22 protein-coding genes and 2 pseudogenes are annotated in these 22612 nt (G+C 58.6%); 14 read left to right on the top strand and 10 right to left on the bottom strand.

The window, feature by feature from the left end; genetic code table 11:
* Position 1: 1 nt before the first annotated feature.
* The 8 genes and pseudogenes from PSES9_RS0107880 to PSES9_RS0107915 all read left to right on the top strand — a co-directional run bounded on the left by PSES9_RS0107880 (position 2) and on the right by PSES9_RS0107915 (position 5552).
* The gene (locus PSES9_RS0107880) at positions 2-1180 is read left to right on the top strand and encodes a phosphoglycerate kinase (RefSeq protein ID WP_010485751.1); all 1179 of its coding nucleotides are present in this window, start codon (positions 2-4) and stop codon (positions 1178-1180) included.
* Positions 1181-1248: 68 nt separating this feature from the next.
* Entirely contained in the window at positions 1249-1443 is a 195-nt protein-coding gene (locus PSES9_RS0107885; protein WP_138943046.1) for a hypothetical protein, read from the top strand.
* 27 nt (positions 1444-1470) lie between these two features.
* On the top strand, positions 1471-1695 hold the full coding sequence (locus tag PSES9_RS0107890; protein ID WP_029529438.1) for a hypothetical protein: 225 nt from the start codon (positions 1471-1473) through the stop codon (positions 1693-1695).
* Between the two features lie 12 nt (positions 1696-1707).
* Entirely contained in the window at positions 1708-2037 is a 330-nt protein-coding gene (locus PSES9_RS0107895) for an MliC family protein (protein WP_010485757.1), read from the top strand.
* A gap of 89 nt (positions 2038-2126) precedes the next feature.
* A pseudogene (locus PSES9_RS23150) lies at positions 2127-3216 on the top strand (class II fructose-bisphosphate aldolase).
* Positions 3217-3418: 202 nt separating this feature from the next.
* Positions 3419-3862: a hypothetical protein gene (locus PSES9_RS0107905; protein WP_010485762.1), complete on the top strand. Its 444-nt coding sequence runs from the start codon at positions 3419-3421 to the stop codon at positions 3860-3862.
* A gap of 26 nt (positions 3863-3888) precedes the next feature.
* A complete protein-coding gene (locus PSES9_RS0107910) occupies positions 3889-5001 on the top strand; it encodes a PQQ-dependent sugar dehydrogenase (RefSeq protein WP_010485765.1) in 1113 nt (370 codons plus the stop codon).
* Positions 5002-5048: 47 nt separating this feature from the next.
* Positions 5049-5552 carry a M48 family metallopeptidase gene (locus PSES9_RS0107915; protein ID WP_010485766.1) on the top strand — a complete coding sequence of 168 codons (504 nt, stop codon included), beginning with the start codon at positions 5049-5051 and terminating at the stop codon, positions 5550-5552.
* A 13-nt stretch (positions 5553-5565) separates the two neighbouring features.
* Here PSES9_RS0107915 and PSES9_RS23155 read toward each other — a convergent pair whose 3' ends face one another.
* The 4 genes from PSES9_RS23155 to PSES9_RS0107935 all read right to left on the bottom strand — a co-directional run bounded on the left by PSES9_RS23155 (position 5566) and on the right by PSES9_RS0107935 (position 7778).
* Positions 5566-6135: a hypothetical protein gene (locus PSES9_RS23155; protein WP_010485769.1), complete on the bottom strand. Its 570-nt coding sequence runs from the start codon at positions 6133-6135 to the stop codon at positions 5566-5568.
* Positions 6132-6911, bottom strand: a complete 780-nt coding sequence (locus PSES9_RS23160; RefSeq protein ID WP_010485771.1) for a DUF2092 domain-containing protein — start codon at positions 6909-6911, stop codon at positions 6132-6134. Before PSES9_RS23160 ends, PSES9_RS23155 begins: the two co-directional genes overlap by 4 nt.
* Before the next feature lie 88 nt (positions 6912-6999).
* A complete protein-coding gene (locus tag PSES9_RS0107930; RefSeq protein ID WP_010485773.1) occupies positions 7000-7233 on the bottom strand; it encodes a DUF2789 domain-containing protein in 234 nt (77 codons plus the stop codon).
* A gap of 62 nt (positions 7234-7295) precedes the next feature.
* Positions 7296-7778, bottom strand: a complete 483-nt coding sequence (locus PSES9_RS0107935) for a GreA/GreB family elongation factor (RefSeq protein ID WP_010485775.1) — start codon at positions 7776-7778, stop codon at positions 7296-7298.
* A 171-nt stretch (positions 7779-7949) separates the two neighbouring features.
* On the opposite strand from PSES9_RS0107935, the gene PSES9_RS0107940 reads away from it, so the two are divergent.
* Positions 7950-8180: a hypothetical protein gene (locus tag PSES9_RS0107940; protein ID WP_010485777.1), complete on the top strand. Its 231-nt coding sequence runs from the start codon at positions 7950-7952 to the stop codon at positions 8178-8180.
* A gap of 26 nt (positions 8181-8206) precedes the next feature.
* On the opposite strand, the gene yccS is transcribed toward PSES9_RS0107940, so the two are convergent.
* Positions 8207-10384 (bottom strand): YccS family putative transporter, encoded by a 2178-nt coding sequence (yccS, locus tag PSES9_RS0107945; protein ID WP_010485779.1) that lies wholly within the window; start codon positions 10382-10384, stop codon positions 8207-8209.
* 134 nt (positions 10385-10518) lie between these two features.
* Between yccS and PSES9_RS0107950 the strand changes: the two genes are divergently transcribed.
* From PSES9_RS0107950 to ald, 4 genes are all read left to right on the top strand, one after another.
* A complete protein-coding gene (locus PSES9_RS0107950) occupies positions 10519-11163 on the top strand; it encodes a TetR/AcrR family transcriptional regulator (protein WP_238530373.1) in 645 nt (214 codons plus the stop codon).
* A 46-nt stretch (positions 11164-11209) separates the two neighbouring features.
* Positions 11210-11890: a glutathione S-transferase family protein gene (locus tag PSES9_RS0107955; protein WP_010485784.1), complete on the top strand. Its 681-nt coding sequence runs from the start codon at positions 11210-11212 to the stop codon at positions 11888-11890.
* An 18-nt stretch (positions 11891-11908) separates the two neighbouring features.
* Positions 11909-12598 (top strand): glutathione binding-like protein, encoded by a 690-nt coding sequence (locus tag PSES9_RS0107960; RefSeq protein WP_010485785.1) that lies wholly within the window; start codon positions 11909-11911, stop codon positions 12596-12598.
* Positions 12599-12763: 165 nt separating this feature from the next.
* On the top strand, positions 12764-13885 hold the full coding sequence (gene ald / locus PSES9_RS0107965; protein ID WP_010485788.1) for an alanine dehydrogenase: 1122 nt from the start codon (positions 12764-12766) through the stop codon (positions 13883-13885).
* Positions 13886-13905: 20 nt separating this feature from the next.
* On the opposite strand, the gene PSES9_RS0107970 is transcribed toward ald, so the two are convergent.
* From PSES9_RS0107970 to dbpA, 4 genes and pseudogenes are all read right to left on the bottom strand, one after another.
* Positions 13906-15753 (bottom strand): SLC13 family permease, encoded by a 1848-nt coding sequence (locus PSES9_RS0107970; RefSeq protein WP_010485791.1) that lies wholly within the window; start codon positions 15751-15753, stop codon positions 13906-13908.
* A gap of 178 nt (positions 15754-15931) precedes the next feature.
* Positions 15932-17191, bottom strand: a pseudogene (locus PSES9_RS23165) (NAD(P)/FAD-dependent oxidoreductase).
* 33 nt (positions 17192-17224) lie between these two features.
* On the bottom strand, positions 17225-17686 hold the full coding sequence (locus PSES9_RS0107980) for a DUF302 domain-containing protein (protein ID WP_010485793.1): 462 nt from the start codon (positions 17684-17686) through the stop codon (positions 17225-17227).
* A 100-nt stretch (positions 17687-17786) separates the two neighbouring features.
* Positions 17787-19124, bottom strand: coding sequence for an ATP-dependent RNA helicase DbpA (gene dbpA, locus PSES9_RS0107985; protein ID WP_051120954.1), 1338 nt, complete (start codon positions 19122-19124; stop codon positions 17787-17789).
* 242 nt (positions 19125-19366) lie between these two features.
* Here dbpA and PSES9_RS0107990 point away from each other — a divergent pair, with 242 nt between their 5' ends.
* Positions 19367-21052 (top strand): aspartate:alanine antiporter, encoded by a 1686-nt coding sequence (locus PSES9_RS0107990; RefSeq protein WP_010485797.1) that lies wholly within the window; start codon positions 19367-19369, stop codon positions 21050-21052.
* Positions 21053-21115: 63 nt separating this feature from the next.
* Here PSES9_RS0107990 and mdtD read toward each other — a convergent pair whose 3' ends face one another.
* Positions 21116-22537, bottom strand: a complete 1422-nt coding sequence (gene mdtD, locus PSES9_RS0107995; RefSeq protein WP_010485799.1) for a multidrug transporter subunit MdtD — start codon at positions 22535-22537, stop codon at positions 21116-21118.
* Positions 22538-22612 lie beyond the last annotated feature (75 nt).

The following is a 22612-nucleotide window of genomic DNA, read 5'->3' on the forward strand; positions in this document are numbered from 1 at the left end:
CATGGCCTCTGCTTTTAAACCCGTAGTGAAAATGACCGACCTTGATCTGCAAGGTAAACGCGTACTGATTCGCGAAGATCTCAACGTGCCGGTAAAAGACGGTGTTGTAAAAAGCGACGCTCGCATTCTGGCCTCCTTGCCAACCATCAAGCTGGCATTGGAGAAAGGCGCGGCGGTCATGGTTTGCTCGCACCTCGGCCGCCCGACCGAAGGCCAGTACTCAGAAGAAGACAGCCTCAAGCCCGTGGCTGACTATCTGAGCAAGGCGCTCGGCCGCGAGGTCCCGCTGATCAAGGATTACCTGGGCGGTGTTGAACTGGCCTCCGGTGATCTGGTGCTTCTGGAAAACGTGCGTTTCAACGCCGGTGAAAAGAAGAACACCGATCAATTGGCGCAGCAATATGCCGCTTTGTGTGATGTTTTCGTGATGGACGCATTCGGTACCGCGCACCGCGCCCAGGGCTCGACCCATGGCGTAGCCAAATTCGCCAAGGTGGCTGCAGCTGGCCCGTTGCTGGCCGCCGAACTGGATGCCCTGGGTAAGGCCCTGGGCAATCCCGCCAAGCCAATGGCTGCAATCGTTGCTGGCTCCAAGGTTTCGACCAAGCTCGATGTGCTCAATAGCCTCAGTGAAATTTGCGATCAGTTGATCGTCGGTGGCGGTATTGCCAATACCTTCCTTGCCGCCGCCGGTTTCCCGGTCGGCAAGTCGCTGTACGAAGCGGATCTGGTGGCGACTGCCAAGGCCATCGCGGCCAAGGTCAATGTACCCTTGCCAGTTGATGTGGTGGTTGCCAAGGAGTTCGCCGAGTCAGCAGCGGCCACGGTCAAACTGGTCGCTGATGTGGCTGAAGACGACATGATTCTCGATATCGGCCCGCAAACCGCCGCGCAATTTGCCGAGTTGCTCAAGTCTTCCAAGACTATCCTGTGGAATGGACCGGTTGGTGTCTTCGAGTTTGACCAGTTTGGCCAAGGCACCAAGGCGCTGGCGCTGGCCATTGCCGAAAGCTCGGCATTCTCCATTGCTGGCGGTGGCGATACCCTGGCGGCAATCGACAAATACGCAGTCGCCGACAAGATCTCTTACATTTCCACTGGCGGTGGCGCCTTCCTTGAGTTTGTTGAAGGTAAGGTATTGCCTGCTGTGGATATGTTGGAACAGCGCGCTAAAGGCTAAACCTGGCCTTGCGGCGTCACATAATGACCTAGCAGGAGCTGGGCTGAATGGATAAGGAGTAAGTTAAGATGCGAAATACTATGGTTTTGTTGGCGTCTGCCACCTTGCTGGCAGGTTGCTTGAGCGAGGCGCGTCATGAGCGTGCCTGCAAGATATTCAGCCCTGCCAACATCGAGTCACCGACTGAAAACCAGGATATGCGTATCGAATCGCAGAGCACCGGCGATCCAACAGGTACCTCTTATGAAGAAACCAACTGCTGATTGGCTGACCTGTAAACGGCTGGTGTGATGTTGAAGTCTTTAAGTGCCTTGACCATGTTGCTGTGCGCTTGCCTGTCAGTTGTAGCCTGCAGTTCGGCGGCAGACGATCAGGAGCAACACTGCGACATGGTGTTTATGCAGCCAGAACGGCCGGCGGTGACATACGACCGTTACAGTCGTGACGGCGTTAGCCGGCATGTGCTGCAGCATGAGGTTCCGGCGGCGGGACCAGAATTGATGAACGATTGCTAATGGGGCAATGCGATGAACGTTAAGGCACTCTGCGCTGCAGTTGTGTTCACAGGCTTGGGCCTTGTCGCTGGATGTGCGACCGAGGCGCCGACCGATAACTGGACACGCTGGGTTTGTGACAGTCAGGCTGAAGTGCTGTGGCGCTTTGTCGATTCGTCCCAGGACGCAGTGGATGTGCGGGTCGGCGGTGGCGATATCGTACATCGCCTTGAGCGCCAGCCTTCGGGTTCCGGCGCCATGTACAGCGATGGCATGTTGACCTTTCATACCAAGGGCAACGAAGGCTTGATTTACCGTACTGCCACTGACGATTTGATTGGTCGTGGTTGTAAAGCACCTTAAGCGGTAGCCTAAGGTTAAGCACTATTTAACTAAGCCTGTTCTTGCGACAGGCTTTGATGATTAACAGCCCAATCGGGAGACAGGAAAATATGGCACTTATCAGCATGCGCCAGATGCTCGACCACGCCGCCGAGTTTGGTTACGGCGTTCCAGCATTCAACGTTAACAACCTTGAGCAAATGCGCGCCATCATGGAAGCTGCTGACAAGACCGATTCACCGGTCATCGTTCAGGCTTCGGCAGGTGCTCGCAAATATGCCGGTGCGCCGTTCTTGCGCCATCTGATTCTGGCGGCAATCGAAGAATTCCCGCATATCCCCGTGTGCATGCACCAGGATCACGGCACCAGCCCTTCGGTTTGCCAGCGTTCGATTCAGCTGGGCTTCAGCTCGGTGATGATGGACGGCTCACTGAAAGAAGACGGCAAGACCCCGGCTGACTACGACTACAACGTGCGTGTCACCCAGGAAACCGTGGCCATGGCCCATGCCTGCGGTGTTTCGGTAGAGGGGGAGTTAGGTTGCCTGGGCAGCCTGGAAACTGGTCAGGCTGGCGAAGAAGATGGTATCGGTGCCGAAGGCATTCTGGATCACAGCCAGATGCTGACTGACCCGGAAGAGGCCGCCGACTTCGTCAAGCGCACTCAGGTTGATGCCTTGGCGATCGCGATTGGTACCAGCCATGGGGCCTACAAGTTCACCAAGCCATGGGGCCTACAAGTTCACCAAGCCACCAACTGGCGACATCCTGGCGATCGACCGTATCAAGGCGATTCACCAGCGCATTCCCAACACCCACTTGGTCATGCACGGTTCATCTTCGGTCCCGCAGGAGTGGTTGGCGATCATCAACCAGTACGGTGGCGACATCAAGGAAACCTACGGCGTGCCAGTCGAGGAAATTGTTGAAGGCATCAAGCACGGTGTACGCAAGGTCAACATCGATACCGACCTGCGCCTGGCATCAACCGGTGCCATGCGTCGCATGATGGCTGAACAGCCGAGCGAGTTCGATCCGCGCAAGTTCTTCGGTAAAACCGTAGAAGCCATGCGTGATATTTGTATTGCGCGCTATGAAGCCTTCGGCACAGCGGGTAATGCATCAAAGATCAAGCCCGTTTCACTCGAAGCTATGTTTCAACGTTATGCAAGCGGCGAACTGGCCTCTAAGGTCAAGTAAAGCCTCTGCAGCAGCCAAAAAGCCCGCAATTGCGGGCTTTCTGGTGTCTGGAACATTGAATTTGGTAGCGCTGGGCTGCGCTCTGTTCGCATGTTTTACGGCCCTCGAGGGCTTTACGAAAAACCATGTAAAACTCCTAACGCCCCTCTTGCGCGGGTCTGGCTCATACTTGCCTGATAATTCGCCCAGGATGTTCTCCTTTATGCCCAACAACTCGCGAGTCTTGCTGCAGTTTGTCCTCGCCGTGTTGGTGACAACGCTGGTGGGAAGCATTCTACAAACACAGTACAACCTCGCTCAGTTGCAGGCCTTGGGCGCCCCGATGCCAATCGATGTGCGCGTGGAAACGACCTGCCTGGATGTTCTGGGATTTAGCCCGGTATTTGCGATCCTGGTGTTGCTGGGTTTCGCTTGCGCACTGCCCATGGCCGCCTGGCTGAGCAAAAAGGTACCTGATGCCCGCTGGATGCTATTCGCCCTGGCGGGTGCCCTGGGAATTTTCCTAGGCCTTACGCTGGTTAATGCAGTGCTGCCGATGCCGACCTTTATTGGTGCCAACCGTTCGTTCGTGGGCACTCTTGGATTAATGGCCAGCGGTAGTGTTGGCGCATTGTTTTTTGCCGTGCGTTGCCGAACCGCAACGTAATTTTGCGCCGACTAGAAGGTTTTACCATGATCGAAAAAGCGCGTAGCCCATCCGCCGTACTCTTGCTTGCCTGCTTCTGGCTGAGCCCGGCGTCAGCCACCACCGATTATCGTATAGAGACCTTTACCGAAGGTCTTGAGTATCCCTGGTCGATGGCATTTTTGCCCGATGGGCGCATGTTGGTGACCGAGCGTGGCGGCCGTTTGCGCATCATCGCCGCCAGCGGCCAGTTGCAGGAAAAAGCCGTTGGCGGGTTGCCCGAGATATACGCAACCTCCCAGGCGGGCCTGCTGGACGTGGTGCTGGACCCTGAGTTCGAGCAAAACCAGCGCATTTTCTTCAGCTATTCCTACGGCGATCGCAGCGCCAACAACACGCGCCTTGCCAGTGCCCGGCTGGTCGATGGACAGTTACAGGATGTGAAAACCCTGTTCACCGCACTGCCCGCCAAGGCTGGCAGTTCTCACTATGGCGGGCGGATAGCTTTTCTGCCGGACAACAGCTTGTTGCTAACCCTGGGCGATGGTTTCGACTACCGCGAACAGGCGCAAGACCTGAGCAATCACCTGGGCAAGATTGTTCGAATCAACCGCGATGGCAGCGTGCCTGAGGACAATCCTTTTGTGGATGTCAAAGATGCGGCGCCAGAGGTATACAGCTACGGCCATCGCAACGTGCAAGGCATTGTTTATGCGCCGCAGCTCAAGCGTGTCTACAGTCACGAGCATGGCCCGCGGGGCGGCGATGAGCTGAACCTGATCAAGCCGGGCGTCAACTATGGCTGGCCGTTGATCACCTACGGAGTCGATTACAACGGCGCGCAAATCTCGCCTTACACCGAGCTTCCTGGGTTGGAGCAACCCTTGCTGCAATGGACACCTTCGGTTGCGCCTTCCAGCTTGATGCTCTACAGCGGCTCAGGCTTCAAATACTGGAAGGGTGATTTGTTTGCCTCGACACTGGCGGAAAAAAGCGTCAGGCGAATCCGCATGAAAAATGGCATGTTGGCGGGCCAGGAAGTGCTGTTCGAAGAGCTCGATGAGCGGATTCGCGGGGTGTTCGGCGGTCCGGATGGCAACATCTACCTGCTTACCGACAACGCTGAAGGGCGGGTGCTCAAAGTCATTCCGACCGAGTGAGGCATTGCGGCATAATGGTCTGCCTCATTGCGCTCTAATCTGTGACCATGACGCCGCTTAAATACCTGCAGGCCTATCCCGCTGCACTGCAAGATCAGGTACGCCAGTTAATGGACCAGGGTCGCCTGGGTGACTACCTGGCGCAGCGATACAGTGGCAAGCACAGTGTGCAGAGCGACAAGGCCCTGTACAGCTACACAATGGGGCTCAAGCAAGAGCACCTGCGCAATGCGCCGAATATCGACAAGGTGCTATTCGATAACCGCCTCGACCTGACGCATCGTGCATTGGGGCTGCACACTGCGATTTCACGGGTGCAGGGCGGCAAGCTCAAAGCCAAGAAAGAGATTCGCGTGGCTGCGCTGTTCAAGGATGCAGCCCCAGAGTTCCTGAACATGATCGTGGTGCATGAGCTGGCGCACCTTAAAGAGTCCGAGCACAACAAGGCCTTCTACAAGCTTTGCGAATACATGCTGCCGGGCTACCAGCAAATCGAGTTCGACCTGCGTGTTTACCTGACCTGGCTGGAACTGCCCAAGGCGCAGGCTTGAATGCGCCGGTGGCCTATGGATTGTTGACCACAACGTAGACCACCGAGTTGTTGTTCCATTGCGCCTGGTAGTACTGGTTATTGCAGTAGTAATATTCGTTGCCGTGGCGGTAGACCTGCTGGCAGTTGGGCGGCAGGCTGTTGATCATCGAGCCGATGGCCAAGACACTGCCAGTGACAATGGCCGCAGTCGCCACCGGGTGGTGATGGTCGACATCGACGTCGATATCCCAGTCACCCCGACCATTGTGGTCAACGTCGATATCTACGTCTTCGTCCCAGCCCCAGCCGTGATGGTCGACATCTATATCGACGTCGCCGTGGCGATAGTTGCGGTTATCGTTGATGTTGATGTTTTTATTGATATTGACGTTATTGTCGCGCCTGACTGGCGGACGCTGAATATTGCGGTTCGGTTGCACCCGCGGCTGGCTAGCGGCACGCGCATGGCTCACCGAGCTGTGTGCCCTCACGCCTCCACCAGCGCCGTGCCCGCCGAGGCGAGCGGCTTCAACCAGTGGCGCACCGATTAGCAGCAATGACAGGGCCAAATAACCAAGGAGCTGCGGTACTTGAGCTGTCATGGCTGTGGCTCCTGTTGGGGCGCAACGCTGTCTCGGGTGAAGGGAATACGCTTGGCATCCTTGCCGGCCACGAAGGTGAAGTGATCGGCTGCAAAACCGGGATCGGTATTCCACTTCATGGTCGCCTGGTACTGCGGATCACCGAGGGTGTATCGGGTCGTAATCACCAGCTTGCAAGGCAACGCCTGCGCGCCTTGGCTGACCCAGAGTTGCCAGTCGATAGTTGGTTCGCGAAAGGCCAGGTGGTCACAGGTTTGCCCATCGATCTGTTCGCTATCGACCAGCAGGCCACGCTTAACACCCGCGAGGAATTGCGCTTGCCGGGTTTGGCTGAGAAAGTCGACCAGGGGCATTTCAACATCATGGGCAATCAGCCCGTTGACCAGTTGGTTGAGGGTCGCCGGTGCGGGCGTTTGGGCGTAATAACCCTGTTCTGGGCTGGCCAGGGTCAGGGTTTTACCGTCGTAGACGATCAGGCGCGGCGCTTCGCCGCTGATCTGCGCTCGCAAGTGCGTGGGCGCTTGCACATCGAGGGTTGCCTGTGGGTTGTGTTGCAGCTTGTAGCCGTAGTCGAGGACCTCGTCCTGGCTCGCCTGCACGCTGACGGAGTACCGTTTGAGCGCCTGCAGGCTGGTGCGCATACGCTCATAGACAGCCCGGGCCTCGGCGGTCACCGCGCTGTCCGGGGCCTCTTTCGATTCGGCGGCCAGCGCCGATGGGCCAACTACAGCTAAGCACAGGGGCAAGCACAGTCGCGTAAGGCGAAGGACTCTCATACAGGCTCCAACAATCTAAAGTGATGGCTGTATGAGCCTAGACCAGCATCGGGCTGGCCGTTAGTGCCTGGCTGCTATTTGAGGTGCGTCAACCGCGTAGCATCAGGTTCAACTGGTCGACGATTTCCGCCCAGTCGGCATCCTCGCGTATTTCTTCACGCAGGAAAGCGGCCTGGGCCTTGTTCCAGAAGCTGGCTTCGGCCAGTACACAGTCTTGAGGCAGTGGCGAATGGGTGCTGATAAATGCGTCGATGCTTGCGGGGTCGTTGGCTAAGCCGAGTTGGGCAAACAAGCTGGGTAGATCATGAACAGGCTGTTCCATGGGGCTCTCCGTCGATGATGTGGCTGTTGCAACCTAGTGTTGCTCAGCCTTCTAATCTTAGGTTAGTTGACCCATAGAACCTCGAAGTGTTGCGTACCATTGGCAATTTTCAAGATCACTTCATCGCCAAGGGTCTTGCCGAGCATGGCTTTGCCCAGCGGGGCCTCATGACTGATTACCTGAATGCTCCGCTCGCCATGGTGCAGCTTCATGCTCGCACCGTTTGGGCCGAGCAGAAACAACTGCTCGCTTGCATCTTCATCCGCCAGGCAAATCAATGCGCCCAGGGCGATGCCGGACTCTTCTGTGAAAGGGCGCAGCTGCAACTGACGCCACAGGGTGATTGCCTGACGGATTGCCTCGACCCTGCGCGCCTGGCCGGTTGCCAGGTAGGCCGCTTCCAGGCCCAGGGTGTCGTATTTGTTCTCGGCGATGTTCTCTTCATGGGTTGCGCTTTCGTGCGCGACTTGCGCAGCGTGCGTCGCAGCCTGCAGGTCTGCCTCAAGGCGGGTCAGTACGAGTTGTTGCAGCAGTGATTTATCCATGGGCAGTGGCTACTGGGTGGGAGCTGGCGCGCAGGGTAACTGAAATGACCGAGTTGCGGGAACGTTGCAACTGTCTTGCACCAAGGTCTAGTGTTGCCAAGTCAGTGCTTGGACGATAGTTGGTCACTGCTGAAAATACTGCGCTGGTTAGGCCCGGCCGGAGGATCTTTGATGGACCTGTTACGTGCAATTGGCTTTTGCTTCCTGGGAATAGTAGTGCCGCTGGGGGCTCTGTTGGCGAGTAATCCCTCGGGAATCGCGCAGTGGTTATCCGAGCTGTTCGGCACGGATGTCACCCGCGCCTCGCTGGGTATTGGTTTTCTGGCGCTGGCGGCCATTTGCCTGAAGATCGACCTGACCATTCGACGCCGGGCGCAGGCGGCCAAGGCGCGACTGGCCTGAGCCTGCTATTGGCGGCGTGCACGGGCCTAGTCGGGGGCTGCGCCTTTGAGCAAGTGCGCCGAGGCCGTGCGAATAGGGCCCAACTGCCGACAAATTAGCGCCAGCTGGGTTTGCACCAGGCGCTGCTGGTCGTCCAGTTCATCGGGAACCTGTTCCAGTTCAAGGGCAAGCTGTTCTTCTGCGTCGCTGTGAATCTCCACCCCGCTTTTATCAATCAGGCCCCTGGCGATTTCACCGAGACTGGCCGCCAGTTGCTCGGCACTGGTCAGCAGGTGTTGCTGGGTTTCATCCAGCTGGATTTCACCGCGATGCGCGCCTAGGCCGGATAGATAGCTGAGCAAGGTGTGCGACAGCACCAGGAAGCGAAAACCAATGTCCGACTCCTTGCGGAAATGGCCTGGCTCCATGAGCATGTTGGCCAGCGTGGTCGACAGCGCAGCATCGGCGTTGTGGGCATTGCGCCGCCCCAGCCGGTAGCGGAGGTCGTCACGCTTGCCCTGGGCGTATTGCTCAATGATCTGTCGCAGATAAGTGCTGTTGCAACTCAGGGTTGTGGCGACCATGCGGTTGAGGCTGCGGCCTTGCCAGTCTGGCAGGATCAGGAACACAGCCAGCCCTGCAATCAAGCTGCCGAGCAAGGTATCGACCAGGCGCGGTATAAACAGCCCGTAACCATTGCCCACCTGGTTGAAACAGAACAGCACCAGCAAGGTGATAGCGGCGGTGGCCAGGGTGTAGCGGCTGGTGCGCGTGGCGAAGAATGCAACCCCGGCTGCTACGGCGAACAGCGACTGGATCAGCGGGATTGGGAACAGGTCAAACAATGCCCATCCAATCAGCAGGCCAAGTACCGTGCCGCTCACCCGCTGGACCAGCTTGCGCCGTGTCGCGCCGTAATTGGGTTGGCAGACAAACACCGTGGTCAGCAATATCCAGTAGCCTTGCGCCGGATGAATCCAGTTGAGCACGGCATAGCCGACTGTCAGCGCAATCGCCAGGCGCAATGCGTGGCGAAACAGGAATGAGCTGGGTGTGAGCTGGGCGCGGAAGCGGTTAAGAACTTCTTTGAACGACTGTGGTTCGCGATCGAGCAGGCTGCTGTCTTTTTCGTCCGCCAGCGCATCGGGGTTGCTGGCATTGCTGAACAGGTTGTCCAGGGTGCCCAGGTTGTTGGCCAGGGCATTGAGTGAGCGCAGTAGATGACGCTGCGTGGGGCTGGCTTGCTGGCGCAGATAGTCGAGCGAGTCATGCAGATCGGCCAGGGCCTGGCTGCACAGCTCGCGAAACATAAAGGGTTGACGTAACTCGACCGCCTCAGCCAGCCGCTCACAGGCTTCGCCATGTAGCCGCAACAGGCGCTGGCAGCGAAACATCACATCGCTGTGGAAGAAGGCTTCAGCCAGTTCGTTGTACGGGTAGTGCGATGAGCTGGCGCGTTCATGAATGTCTTGGGCCAGGAAATACAGCTTCAAGTAACGACTGACTTTGCGTCCAGGCCGACCGTTGCCGACGCGATGCAGGATTATTTCCTTGGTGGCATTGAGCGCGGCGACCACCTGGCCATTCTGTTTCGCCAGTGCCAGCCTGCGCTCCTCGACATCCAGTTGGCGCAGCGGCTCGAACAGGGCCGCCTTGAGCTTCAGGTAGCGGCCCAGTTCACGGAACAACCGGGCCAGGCTCAACTGGACCGGCTGATTGGAAAACAGCGCATGCCAGACTACCGACAGCAAGCCATACCAAGCGGCGCCCGCAACCAACAGCATGGGCTGCACAAGCGAACCACTGGTGCCGCCACGCTGCTCTACGCCGATCATGCTGTAGATCGCCAGGATCAGTGTCGCCGAGCCCAGTGTTGCGTAGCGCTCGCCCAGTGCGCCAAGCATGGTCAGTGAGAAGGCCGAGGCGGCCAGCGCAGCGGCAAATAGCCAAGGGTAGCCAAAGACCCACTCCACAGTCAGCGCAGCGGCACTGAAACAACACAGTGTCACCAAGAGCGCCGTCAGGCGACCTTGCCAGCTGTCATCGGTCTCGGCCAGGGCGCTGGCGATAACTCCGAGGAAGAGTGGGATCAGCGCGTGCATCTGGTCCTGCGACCAGCACAGGATCAGGCTGCCGCTCAGTGCGATAAAGACGCGCAGGCTGTAGCTGAATTTGTCCAACGCCCAGAGACGGCGCAAAGATTGGCGTAATGAAGGACGAGTCATCGGCTGGGCTTTCTGCATGAGTGCTTGCAGATTAACGGATCAGTCCTTGCTGCATGAGTGCTTGCAGATTAACGGATCAGTTATGACGAGTGCTACCGGTCAGGCGATACATGCGAGGCTGCGGGCAGCCGCCAATGAACGGGTTGAACCTCGGGCTTGATATTTGGAACCGATCGGTTCTAAATGTGCCAATGAATCGCGGACGCCCTAAATCATTTTGCCCTGAGCAAGCCCTTGAAAGCGCCATGCAGGTGTTCTGGCAGCGCGGCTACGAAGCCACGTCGCTGCAAGATCTGCTTGCGGCTACCGGCTTGTCGAAAAGCAGCCTGTATCAAACCTACCCGAGCAAACAGGCCTGGTTCGAGGCGGCCTTTACGCGTTATTGCCAGCACCGCCAGGCACTGTTGATCGAGTCACTCGAGCAAGCAAGCTCGCCCCTTGAGTACATTCGCGGTCGCTTGCTGGGCGTGCTCGACGACGATGGCCTTGATGGCATACCGCGCGGCTGCATGCTGGTCAATGTGGCCAATGAGTTCTCGCTCAATCAACCCGAGATCCTGAGCCTGACCAAACAGGCCACAGAAGGTTTTTCCCAGGTCTTGGGCGCTGCGCTCAAGCGCGCCCAGGTCGTGGGGGAATTGAGTGCGCAGGCTGACACCGAAGCCTTGGGGTTTTACCTGCAAGCCGTGATCAGTGGTTTGCGCACGCAAGTAAAGTCGGGGGTGTCGGCGCAGCGAATCGCATCCACCGTGGACCTGGTGATGAGCCAGTTAAGGTAATTTTTAGCAAAATATGGACTGATCAGTCCTAAAAAAGGAGGCATGCATGCTGGAGCTATTCGAACTGCGGGGCGCTGACCCAGAGATTCTGTTTTCGCCCTATTGCTGGCGGGTGCGCTTGGCACTGGCGCACAAGGGCTTGCCATTTACTGCGAGCCCCTTGCGCTTTACCGACAAAGAGCCCTTGGCGTGCTCGGGGCAAAACCTGGTTCCGGTCATTCGCGATGGTGAAACCGTGGTGAACGACAGTGTCGCCATATTCGAGTACCTGGACGCAACTTATCCACAGCAACCCTTGCTCGGCGACAGCCTGGCTGCCAACCGCGCGCGATTGCTGGAAAAGCTGACCTTTACCGCATTGCGCATGCCACTGCTGAAGCTCTTGGTACCCCGGGTGTACGCTGCAATTGATGACGCGGACAAGGACTATTTCCGCACTAGCCGTGAGAAAGCCCTTGGCATGACCTTGGAAGCCTTTGCCGACAGGCAGCTTGGCCTGGACTCATTTGTACTGGCGGTTGGCCCGCTTGAAGCCTGGCTCAAGACACAGCCGTATCTGGATGGCGAGCAACCTGCAGGCACCGACTATCTGGTCGCAGGTCTGTTCTTCTGGGCCTGGTGCCTTGGCGAGCAGCCATGGCCTGCCGAATCGGCAGTCGACGCTTGGTTCCAGCGCATCCTAAAGCGCTATGAGGCTGAGTTCGGGGTGGTAAAACGCGCGGCTTGAATTGATCGGAGGTAAGCCATGATCGACCTGTATTACTGGACAACGCCCAACGGCCACAAGATCAGTATCTTCCTTGAGGAATCGGGGTTGAGCTACCAGGTTCGTGCAGTGCATATCGGTAAAGGGGAACAATTTGCCGCTGACTTCCTGAAGATAGCGCCGAACAACCGTATCCCGGCCATTGTCGATCATGAGCCCGCCGATGGCGGTGAACCGCTTGCCGTGTTCGAGTCGGGCGCGATCCTTGAATACCTGGGTGACAAGAGCGGGCAGTTTTTGCCGCGCTCGTTGCGCGCCCGTACCGAGGTTTTGCAATGGCTGCATTGGGAGATGGGTGGGCTCGGCCCAATGGCCGGGCAGAATCACCATTTCAATCGTTATGCGCCTGAGCCTGTCCCTTACGCAATCGAGCGTTACGTGAAGGAAACGGCGCGTCTGTATGGCGTTCTCAACCGACAGCTTGAGGGGCGCGACTACGTTGCCGGTGACTACTCGATTGCCGATATGGCCATCTACCCCTGGGCCAGGGGCTGGGAAGGGCAGAAGCAGGATCTTGCTGACTTTCCCAATATGGCTGCCTGGCTGGAGCGTGTTGCCGAGCGACCTGCAGTGCAGCGCGCCTATGCCCTGGTCGATCAGATAAACCCGGACCCGGATGCCCTGGTTTCGGCGCAGGCGCGCAAGTTGTTGTTTGGCCAAGGCAACTGACCCGCGATGTGCTTGTTGCCTGATCAAGCGCCTGATTAGTGCCGAATTACTCTGGATTTCAGGCGTTTTAACTGAAATCAGTGGTTATTTCAGACGGGCTTGTACGTCAGTTTTCCTAAACTTAGGAAATACAACACTGACATACCTGACCTGCCGGAGGTGGCTATGCGTATTGGCGTACCCAAAGAAATCAAGAACCATGAATACCGTGTCGGCCTGACACCTCACTCTGTTGCTGAATTATCTGCATTGGGCCATGAGTTGCTGGTCGAAACACAGGCTGGTGCTGCAATCGGTTTTAGCGATGCCGATTACGTGGCCGCCGGGGCGCAAATAATGACCAGCGTCGAGGCGCTCTTCGCTGACGCGCAACTGATCGTCAAGGTCAAGGAACCGCTGGCCCAAGAGCGTGCCCGGCTTCGCCCGGAGCAGGCCCTGTTCACCTATTTGCACCTGGCCCCGGACCGCCCGCAAAACGATGACCTGATCAACAGCGGTGCCACCTGCGTCGCCTATGAAACCGTGACCGATGCCCATGGTCGCTTGCCCTTGCTGGCGCCCATGTCCGAGGTGGCGGGGCGCATGTCGATCCAGGCCGGCGCCAATTGCCTGGAAAAAGCCAAGGGCGGCCGTGGCGTGCTGCTCGGCGGGGTGCCTGGCGTGGCGCCAGGTAAAGTGGTGATTCTCGGCGGCGGTGTGGTTGGCAGTCATGCCTTGGCCATGGCCGTTGGCCTGGGGGCTGATGTCACTGTGCTGGATAAAAGCGTCGATGCCCTGCGTCGACTCGACTCGTTATACGGTAACCGCATCACTACCCTGTATTCGACGGGTTCGACCTTGCGTGAGCAGATCCTGGCGGCCGACCTGGTAATCGGCGGGGTGCTGATTCCAGGGGCTGCTGCACCGAAGTTGATCAGTGCCGAAATGGTCAAGCAGATGCAGTCAGGTGCCGTACTCGTGGATGTTGCCATTGACCAGGGCGGTTGCGCTGAAACATCCAAAGCCACAACCCATGCAGAGCCAACATATGTAGTCGATGATGTGGTGCATTACTGCGTGGCCAATATGCCGGGCGCTGTGGCGCGCACCTCGACACTGGCGCTCAATAACGCAACCCTGCCTTTTGTTATCGAGTTGGCGCAAAAGGGGCCACGTCGTGCCCTCGAAGAAAACCAGCACCTGTGCAACGGCCTCAGCGTTGCCAAGGGCAGGCTGACCTGCTCCAGTGTGGCAGAAGCCCATGGCTTGGAGTATCACAGCGCAACCGGCATGCTTGAACAGCTCTGAGTTGCTTGCGGGCCTGGTCGTTACAGCGGCAAGGCCCACAGCAGCATTGGCACGCTGACCAACACCACGACAATTTCCAGCGGCAAACCGAGGCGCCAGTAATCGCCAAAGCGAAACCCGCCAGGGCTGAGGATCAAAGTGTTGTTCTGGTGGCCGATTGGGGTGAGGAAGGAGCAGGATGCACCAATGGCCACCGCCATCAGCAAGGGGTCTGAGTTGACCTCAAGCTGAGTCGCCAGGCTCAACGCAATCGGGCACATCACGGCGGCGGTAGCGGCGTTATTCATAAAGTCTGACAGGGTCATGGTGACGATCAGCAATACCGCAAGCACCACGACAGGTTGCCCCTGCGCGATGTTTTCCATCAGCAGCCGGGCCAGCAAGTCCGCCGCGCCGCTGCTGGACATGGCGCCAGCCACGGGGATCAAGGCGCCGAGAAAGACAATCACCGGCCAGTCGATCGACTCGTACAGCGAACGCAACGGCACCACGCGCATCACCATAAACACCAGTACCCCGCAGGCAAAGGCAACCGCAGCAGACAACAGCCCGAACGCAGACAGGGCAATAGCGCAGACCATTACACCAATGGCCAGCCCGGCCTGACCCGGGTTGGGAATGCTGATTGCGCGATCAGCCAGGGGCACGCAGCCATAGTCTGCGGCAAACTCGGCAATGTCATCCAATGAACCCTGCATCAGCAATACATCGGCGCTCTGGATTTGTGTCGAGCGCAGGCGTTTGACAGAGCGGTGGCTTTGCCTGGAAATGGCCAGCAGGTTGATGGAGTACCGGCTGCGCAACCTGGTGCCGCTGGCCGTGCGGCCGATCAGCTGGGCATCAGGCCTGACCAATAGCTCCTGCAGCACGCTGGCTTCACCATTGTCCTTCTTGTCCGAATCCTCGGCCTCGGGCTGGTCTTCGCCGGTACTGGGCTCGCGTTCATTTTTCGGGTCTGCTTCCTTGTTCTTTTTCGCCGAGTCACTGGCTTCCAGGGTCAGCCCGAGATTACTCAAGACGCTGCCCAATGATTCGGGTTCGGCCTCGATCACCAGCACGTCGTCAATCTCAAGCACCCGGCGCGGGTTGGGCGCGGAAAGACGCATTTTGTTGCGCACCATGGCTACAATCTGTGCGTCGGCTTCCTCCAGCGATTGCTCGACTTCTCGAATGCTCTGGCCAACGGCCTTGCCGCCCTTGAGTACGCGTGCTTCGGTGAGGTAGGTGCCGGTTTCGAAGCTGGCCGCATTGCCGACCTGACGTTTTGGCACCAGGCGCCAGCCAATCAGCAAGATAAAGGCAATGCCGATCAGGGCGACAGCGACGCCGACCATGCTGAAGTCAAACATGCTAAATGGACCCGCATCGGTTTTCGCGCGGAAGCTGGAGACTATCAAGTTGGGTGGCGTACCGATCAAGGTGGTCATGCCGCCAAGGATGGTGCCGAAGGCGAGCGGCATCAGGACGCGGCCTGGCGGCATCGATTGCTTGTTGGCGACCTGCAAGGCGATCGGCATCAGCAAGGCGAGCGCGCCGACGTTGTTCATAAAGGCCGACAACATGGCGCCGAGAATGGTCAGTGCGGCCATGGTGAGCAATGGCCCGGCTTTCTTGGGGATAACCCGCTGCGCCAAGGCATCCACCGCGCCGGTAATCTGCAGGCCGTGACTGAGCACGAGCACGCAGGCGACCGTGATTACCGCAGGGTGGCCGAAGCCGGCGAAGGCGTCCCGGTCGGGCACCAGGCCGCAGATAACACAGGCAAGCAATGCGCCGAGCGAGACTATGTCGTGTCGCCAGCGACCCCAGATAAACAAGCCCATGGTGATGGCGAGAATGGCAAAGATCAATCCTTGGTCTTGAGTCATGTAGCGGATAATCCTGTGCAGGGTCGGAAAACTGTCAGCGAGACACTCGTGCTACAAATACTCTATCTAATAAAGCAGATCACACAGCCAAGCGGCAGTTCCATGCCAGGATTAATTTGCGCCAGAGTTCTGGGCTGCCGAGCCGTCTATTCAGGTCGGTTTGGTCCCGGCTCAGTGGTTAGACATATTGGGCGGCTGCATAGCCTGATGCCCAGGCCCACTGGAAGTTGAACCCGCCCAGGTGGCCGGTGACATCCAGTACTTCGCCGATAAAGTACAGCCCTGGGGACTTCAACGACTCAAGGGTTTTCGATGAAACCTCGCGGGTGTCGACTCCGCCCAGGGTGACTTCCGCCGTGCGGTAGCCTTCGGTGCCTGAGGGCACCAATTGCCAGTTGGATAGCGCCTCGGCAATAGTCTTCAGTTCGCCCGGTGTGTACTGCTTCATGGGTTTGGAGGCAAACCAGCTGTCGGCAAGCAAAGCTGCCATTTTCTTGGTGAAAAGCTCCGCGAGCAGGGTCTTGAGTTCGGAGTTAGGGCGTTCAAGTTGCTGGGTGGCCAGCCATTGGGGAAGATCGATATGGGGCAGCAGGTCGATTGCGATGCTGTCGCCAGGTTGCCAGTACGAGGAAATCTGCAGGATGGCCGGGCCACTCAGTCCACGGTGGGTAAACAGGATGTTTTCGCGGAAGCTGGTGCCGTTGCAACTGACCATGCAGTCTTCAACCGAAGTGCCGGACAGTTCCGTGCACAGGGTTTTGAGTTGCGGGTCGGTAATGGTAAATGGCACCAGGCCTGCGCGGGTTGGCAGCAGCTCATGGCCAAACTGCCTGGCGACCTGATAACCAAAGCCAGTGGCGCCCAGGGTCGGGATGGAAAGCCCGCCCGTGGCAATGACCAGCGACTGGCATTGCACCGGGCCAAGGGTGGTTTAAAGGTTGTAGCCGCTTTCTTGCTTGCTGATGGTTTTGAACGAGGTATCCAGGCGCAGGTCAACGCCAGCTTCCGCGCATTCAGCCAAGAGCATTTGCAGGATGTCACTGGACTTGTTGTCGCAAAACAGCTGGCCGAGCTTTTTTTCGTGATAGGGCACGCCATGCTTGGCGACCAGGCCGATAAAGTCCCACTGGCTGTAGCGCGCCAGGGCTGATTTGCAGAAGTGCGGGTTGCCCGAAAGGAAGTTGGCCGGCTCGCAATACATGTTGTTGAAGTTGCAGCGCCAACCGCCAGACATAAGGATCTTCTTGCCCCCTTTGTTGGCGTGGTCAAGCAACAGAACACTACGACCCCGACCCGCCGCAGTCAGGGCGCACATAAGTCCGGCCCCCCGCCCCGCCGCAGTCAGGGCGCACATAAGTCCGGCGGCGCCGGCACCGATGATCACAACATTCGCAGCGAGCACAGCAACTTCCTCAACCCAGGCACAAAGTGCGGGCATATTACCCGAAGGCGCCAGCCGCGTATCGCCGGATCAGGGTGCTTGAGGCGCGACGCTCTCATCGGCGATGGCCTGCAGAGCGGCTTGCAGCTTGCCAATCACCGGGCAGTCGCCGGCACTGTGCCGCGCGCCTATGTACGCCGGATCGTTGTAACCGACCCAGACTTGTTCCGAGGCATCCTGCCAGACCAGCACCTTGAGCGGTAAATCGATTGCCGAGGTCTGCGCGCACTCCATCAGCGGCGTGCCACCTTTGGGGTTGCCGAAAATCAGCAGTTGGGTCGGCCGCAGGGGCAAGCCGACCTTCGCCGCGCCGGCAGCATGATCGACCTTGGCAAAAACCGTCAGCTCACGGGTGCCGACTGCATGCTCGACACGTTGCATCGTCTGGCTGACATCGTAGGGGCTTTTAAGCCTAACCAGTCCTTCGGCTGCAGCCCTCATCGAGCTGACCGCCATCAGGATCAGGCTGGTAAATAATTTGCGAGCGTTCATGTGCTGCTCCTGCCTTGATTGGAGAGTCCATCAAGGCAATAGAGCGAGCGCTGGCCGTTTTGTTTCAGCGCTTGACTGGCAAACTGCTGGGTCGACGGGCCTAAAGCGCTCTAACGCGCAGGCTGCGGCCTTTGATCTTGCCGTCGTTGAGGCGTTTGAGGGCCTGCTTGGCAACACCGCGCTCGACTGCCACGTAAGCCTGGAAGTCGAAAATGGCGATCTTGCCGACCTGGGTGCCAGCAATACCGGCATCGCCAGTCAGTGCACCGAGAATGTCGCCGGGACGCAGCTTGTCCTTGCGTCCGGCGCCAATGCACAGGGTAATCATCGGTGGCTGCAAGGGTTCGCCGACCAGGGGCTTGAGGCTGCTCAGGGGCTGCCAGTTGAGGGCGCCTTGCTGGAGCTTTTCAATCGCTTGGGCGCGGTGCGCTTCAGGTGGCGCAACCAGGCTTACGGCCACACCCTTGGCTCCTGCGCGACCGGTACGGCCAACGCGGTGGATATGGGTTTCCGAATCGCGGGCCAGCTCTACGTTGATCACCATGTCGAGGGCATCGATATCCAGGCCACGCGCTGCCACATCGGTTGCCACCAGTACGCTCAGGCTGCGGTTGGCAAACATCGCCAGCACCTGGTCACGGTCGCGCTGCTCAAGGTCGCCATTGAGCGCACCGGCGGAAATACCATTGGCGCTCAGGTGGTCAACCACTTCCTGGCATTGCTGCTTGGTGAAGCAGAAGGCTACGGCTGATTCCGGGCGAGCGCTTGCCAGCACCTTGACCACGGCATCCATGCGTTCCTCCGGGGAGATCTCATAGAAACGCTGCTCGATTTGCGTGTCATCGTGCAGGGCTTCGGCTTTTACCCGCTGCGGGTCGCGCATGAACGAGGCCGACAACTGCTTGATGGCACTCGGATAGGTGGCCGAGAACAACAGCGTCTGGCGGCGATCCGGGGTGTGGCTGATGATCTCGGCGATGCTGTCGTAGAACCCCATGTCGAGCATGCGATCGGCTTCATCGAGAATCAGCGTGTTGAGGCCGTCGAGCTTGAGCGTGCCTTTGGCCAGGTGCTGCTGAATACGCCCCGGCGTGCCAACGATGATCTGTGCGCCGTGCTCAAGCGAGCCGATCTGCGGGCCAAACGGCACGCCGCCGCACAAGGTCAATACCTTGATGTTGTCAGCACCACGCGCCAGACGACGGATTTCCTTGGCCACCTGGTCTGCCAGCTCGCGAGTCGGGCACATCACCAGTGCCTGGCAACCGAAGAATCTAGGATTCAGCGGGTTGAGCAGGCCAATACCAAAGGCGGCGGGTTTACCACTGCCGGGTTTTGCCTGGGCGATCAGGTCCATGCCCTTGAGTATCACCGGCAGGCTTTGCGCTTGAATCGGGGTCATCTGCGCATAGCCGAGCGATTCTAGATTCGCCAGCATGGCGGGCGAAAGTGGCAAAGATGAAAAGGCGGTGTTAGTCACGGTAAAGACCTGCAAAAACGAAATGGCGCGCAGTGTAACAGGTGCGGCGCCCGGCACTGTGCTCGGGCCGACCGAAGCACCGGAAAATAGTTGGATGCCGGCAAGGGGATTTTTAAATCTGCGCCTATGCTTTGGAACAGTAGCCTTGAATCCGGAAACTTTCGCGCAGGGTACCGCTGGCTTGCCAACAGGAGGTTGTAATGGACGTCTTAATCCAGTGGCTGGGTGAGCATCCCGAAGTGATGCTGTTTTTCAGCCTGGCCCTGGGTGTAGGCCTGGGCCGGATACAGCTGTTTGGCTTCAGCCTGGGCAATGCCGCCGGGGTGCTGTTGGTGTCTGCGGTGTTGAGCAGCCTGCTCGGTGGTGACGATGGCTTTGCCTTGTCGGGGCAAATCAAGACCTTGGCCTTTTCACTCTTTGTATTTGCCGTCGGTTACCGGGGTGGGCCTGAGTTTTTTGCATCCCTTGGCCTTGGAACTTTGAAGCAGGCCGTGGTGACCCTGGTTATTGCCGCAACCGGCTTGAGCACAGCGATGCTGTTGTCCTGGTATTTCCAGCTGGATATCGGCACCACTTTGGGGTTGGCGGCAGGCGGCATGACCCAGACCGCCATGCTCGGTACGGGGTATGGCGCATTGGCTTCGCTGCCAATCAGTCATGATGAGCTGATGCTGATGGAGGGCAATGCCGCGGTGGCTTATGCCCTGACCTATATTCTCGGCACCGTGGGCGTGGTCCTGTTCTGTTCGCAAATCGGCCCGCGCCTGCTTGGGGTCGACCTGGCTGAAGATGCGCGACGCTATGAGGCGCAGCATATCGAGGGCGACACCATCGGCTTGAATCTGCGGCCGGTGGAGCGCAGGGTCTACAAAGTAAGGCGCCTGGCGGGTAGAACCATTGCTGAATTCGAAGCCATGCTTCCGGGGCGCGCGTCCTGCGAGCGGATTAAACGCGGCAATGCCTGGATAGAAACCGTTGGCCGGGTGGTTTTGCAGCGCGGCGATTTATTGCTGATGGTCGGGCGCCGGGAAGATCTTATCCAGGCCCGGCGTTTAGTCGGACGCGAGGTTCAGGAACCCGAGCTGCTGGGCGCGACCATCGAAACCATTGAGCTGGTGTTCAGTAACCATCAATACCACAACCTGCCCGTGCATGAGATCGCCCTGCGCGCAGGCGAGATGGCGCGTGGGGTTTTTCTTGAGCGTGTCACCCGCTCAGGGCGTGAGTTGCCCATGCATCAGGATTTGGTGCTGCTTAACGGTGATGTATTGGTGCTCTCGGGATTGCCGGAAGATATCGCCCGGATCCAGCAGATGATTGGCCCGATTGTGTCGCGTGATGAGCGCACGGATCTGGTCTGGCTGGGCCTTGGCTTGGGTGTCGGCACGGTGTTTGGTTTGGCCGCGGTGACTATCGGCGGCGTGGCGGTGACTTTGGGCAGTGGCGGTGGTGCTTTGGTTGCCGGCTTGGTGATTGGCTGGTGGAACGCGCGCTCACCACGCAATGCCGCCATGCCCGCACCGGCTGGGCGCGTCTTTTGGGATTTGGGGTTGGCCCTGTTTTGCGCCGCGGTGGGCCTATCTGCAGGCCCGCAAGCCTACGCCGCATTGCAAAGCCAGGGCTTGTTGGTGCTCGGCTGTGGCGCCTTGGTGACGTTTATCCCGCTGTTGGTCGGCTTGTTTTTTGGTCGCTTCGTGCTGGCGATTCCGACAGTGATTCTGGTCGGCTCGCTGGCAGGCTCGCAAACCCAGGACGCGGCGATGATTGCTGCATCTGACGCCGCTGGCAGCACCTTGCCGGTACTGGGCTTTACCGTACCCTATGCGATTGCCAACGTGTTGCTTACCGCACTTGGGCCGCTGGTGGTTATTTTGCTCTACAGCTGAAGCCGCGCCCTGGGTTACAGGTCGCCGCCTGCGCATGCCACAGCATTTCGCGAGCCAGGCTGGCTAGTCCTGTGGGTCGACTTCAGGGTTGGCCCGCCTTGGGCTGCGTCCTTCGGCCGGGGAAAGTTGCAGGAAGATCGCGGCCGCGAACATCGAGAGTAGACCGATGCACAGGTAGGTGGCTTGGAACGCCCAGGCAACCGCATCGGGATTACCTTTGTTTTCTGCACTGAAACCACTCAATAACGCCGCCGCCGCTGCAATCCCGATACTCATCGACAGTTGCACTACCACCGACAGCAAGCTGTTGCCACTGCTTGCTTCATCGTCGCGCAGATCGATCAGGGTCACGGTATTCATGGCGGTGAATTGCAGTGAGTTGAAGGCACCAATGAGCGACAACTGGACGATGAGCTGTAGTGGCGAGCTATTGCCATCAACCAGGGCCATGCTGGCGATAAGCGCGCCGAGCAGCAAGGTGTTGCCCGTGAGGATGCGGCGGTAGCCGAGGCGATCAATCAATGGTTTGGCCAGCGGCTTCATAAGCATCGCCGCGAGCGCCAGCGGGATCATGCTCATGCCCGCTTGAGACGGTGAGTAACCCATGGCCAGTTGCAACAATAACGGCGTCAAAAACGGCAACGAGCCGCTGCCCAGTCGAGCGAACATATTGCCCAGTATCCCGACGGCGAATGTGCGGGTGTTAAACAGTTTGGGCGAAAACAGCGCGTTTTCCGTGCGCCCGGCCCTGAGCCAGTAAGCGGCCAGGCAGGCGAGTCCGCCAAGTAGCAGCAACATCACTCGGACATGGGCCATGCCCAACTCACCCAAGCCTTCGAGGGCAATGGTGATCAGCACCATTGAGGTGCCGAACAGGATGAAACCTATGGCATCAAAGCGTGTGCGGTGCGGCCCGCGCAGATCAGGCATCAGCTTGAATGCTGCCCAGCAACCCAGTGCGCCCACCGGTAGATTGATCAGGAAAATCCAGTGCCAACTGGTGTATTCAACCAGCCAACCGCCCAGGGTTGGGCCAATCAGGGGCCCCAGCAAGCCCGGCAGGGTGATGAAACTCATGATCCTCACCAGATCGCTACGCGGGTAGGCTCGCAGCACCACCAGACGCCCGACCGGCATCATCAGGGCGCCGCCAAGGCCCTGGATGACCCGGGCACCGATCAGCATGTTGAGTGATTGCGAGAGTGCGCACAGCAGCGAACCGAGGCTGAACAACAAGATTGCGCCAAAGAATATTCGCCGGGTGCCAAAACGGTCGGCAATCCAGCCGGACGCAGGAATGAGCAGGGCCACGGTGAGCATATAGGCGATGACCACCGATTGCATGCGCAAGGGGTCTTCGGCCAGGTCATGGGCCATGCTCGGCAGGGCAGTATTGAGAATGGTGCCATCGAGCGGTTGCATGAAAAACGCGATGGCAACAATCCAGGGCAGCAGGCGGGCTGTGCGTGCGTCAAGCGGCAGCATAGAGAACCTCGGTCACAGCAGATCCTTACAACTGTAATGCAATCTGTGAACCCTTGCTGAGCAATGCAGCGGGCT

The organism is Pseudomonas sp. S9 (genome assembly GCF_000222125.1).
In the GTDB taxonomy this organism is placed as follows: domain Bacteria; phylum Pseudomonadota; class Gammaproteobacteria; order Pseudomonadales; family Pseudomonadaceae; genus Aquipseudomonas; species Aquipseudomonas segetis.

Bases quoted from the DNA above. Each gene is read 5' to 3' on its own strand.
- PSES9_RS0107880 (WP_010485751.1), top strand. From the start codon at position 2: ATGGCCTCTGCTTTTAAACCCGTAGTGAAAATGACCGACCTTGATCTG.
- PSES9_RS0107885 (WP_138943046.1), top strand. From the start codon at position 1,249: ATGCGAAATACTATGGTTTTGTTGGCGTCTGCCACCTTGCTGGCAGGT.
- PSES9_RS0107890 (WP_029529438.1), top strand. From the start codon at position 1,471: ATGTTGAAGTCTTTAAGTGCCTTGACCATGTTGCTGTGCGCTTGCCTG.
- PSES9_RS0107895 (WP_010485757.1), top strand. From the start codon at position 1,708: ATGAACGTTAAGGCACTCTGCGCTGCAGTTGTGTTCACAGGCTTGGGC.
- PSES9_RS0107905 (WP_010485762.1), top strand. From the start codon at position 3,419: ATGCCCAACAACTCGCGAGTCTTGCTGCAGTTTGTCCTCGCCGTGTTG.
- PSES9_RS0107910 (WP_010485765.1), top strand. From the start codon at position 3,889: ATGATCGAAAAAGCGCGTAGCCCATCCGCCGTACTCTTGCTTGCCTGC.
- PSES9_RS0107915 (WP_010485766.1), top strand. From the start codon at position 5,049: ATGACGCCGCTTAAATACCTGCAGGCCTATCCCGCTGCACTGCAAGAT.
- PSES9_RS23155 (WP_010485769.1), bottom strand. From the start codon at position 6,135: ATGACAGCTCAAGTACCGCAGCTCCTTGGTTATTTGGCCCTGTCATTG.
- PSES9_RS23160 (WP_010485771.1), bottom strand. From the start codon at position 6,911: ATGAGAGTCCTTCGCCTTACGCGACTGTGCTTGCCCCTGTGCTTAGCT.
- PSES9_RS0107930 (WP_010485773.1), bottom strand. From the start codon at position 7,233: ATGGAACAGCCTGTTCATGATCTACCCAGCTTGTTTGCCCAACTCGGC.
- PSES9_RS0107935 (WP_010485775.1), bottom strand. From the start codon at position 7,778: ATGGATAAATCACTGCTGCAACAACTCGTACTGACCCGCCTTGAGGCA.
- PSES9_RS0107940 (WP_010485777.1), top strand. From the start codon at position 7,950: ATGGACCTGTTACGTGCAATTGGCTTTTGCTTCCTGGGAATAGTAGTG.
- yccS (WP_010485779.1), bottom strand. From the start codon at position 10,384: ATGACTCGTCCTTCATTACGCCAATCTTTGCGCCGTCTCTGGGCGTTG.
- PSES9_RS0107950 (WP_238530373.1), top strand. From the start codon at position 10,519: ATGAACGGGTTGAACCTCGGGCTTGATATTTGGAACCGATCGGTTCTA.
- PSES9_RS0107955 (WP_010485784.1), top strand. From the start codon at position 11,210: ATGCTGGAGCTATTCGAACTGCGGGGCGCTGACCCAGAGATTCTGTTT.
- PSES9_RS0107960 (WP_010485785.1), top strand. From the start codon at position 11,909: ATGATCGACCTGTATTACTGGACAACGCCCAACGGCCACAAGATCAGT.
- ald (WP_010485788.1), top strand. From the start codon at position 12,764: ATGCGTATTGGCGTACCCAAAGAAATCAAGAACCATGAATACCGTGTC.
- PSES9_RS0107970 (WP_010485791.1), bottom strand. From the start codon at position 15,753: ATGACTCAAGACCAAGGATTGATCTTTGCCATTCTCGCCATCACCATG.
- PSES9_RS0107980 (WP_010485793.1), bottom strand. From the start codon at position 17,686: ATGAACGCTCGCAAATTATTTACCAGCCTGATCCTGATGGCGGTCAGC.
- dbpA (WP_051120954.1), bottom strand. From the start codon at position 19,124: ATGCTGGCGAATCTAGAATCGCTCGGCTATGCGCAGATGACCCCGATT.
- PSES9_RS0107990 (WP_010485797.1), top strand. From the start codon at position 19,367: ATGGACGTCTTAATCCAGTGGCTGGGTGAGCATCCCGAAGTGATGCTG.
- mdtD (WP_010485799.1), bottom strand. From the start codon at position 22,537: ATGCTGCCGCTTGACGCACGCACAGCCCGCCTGCTGCCCTGGATTGTT.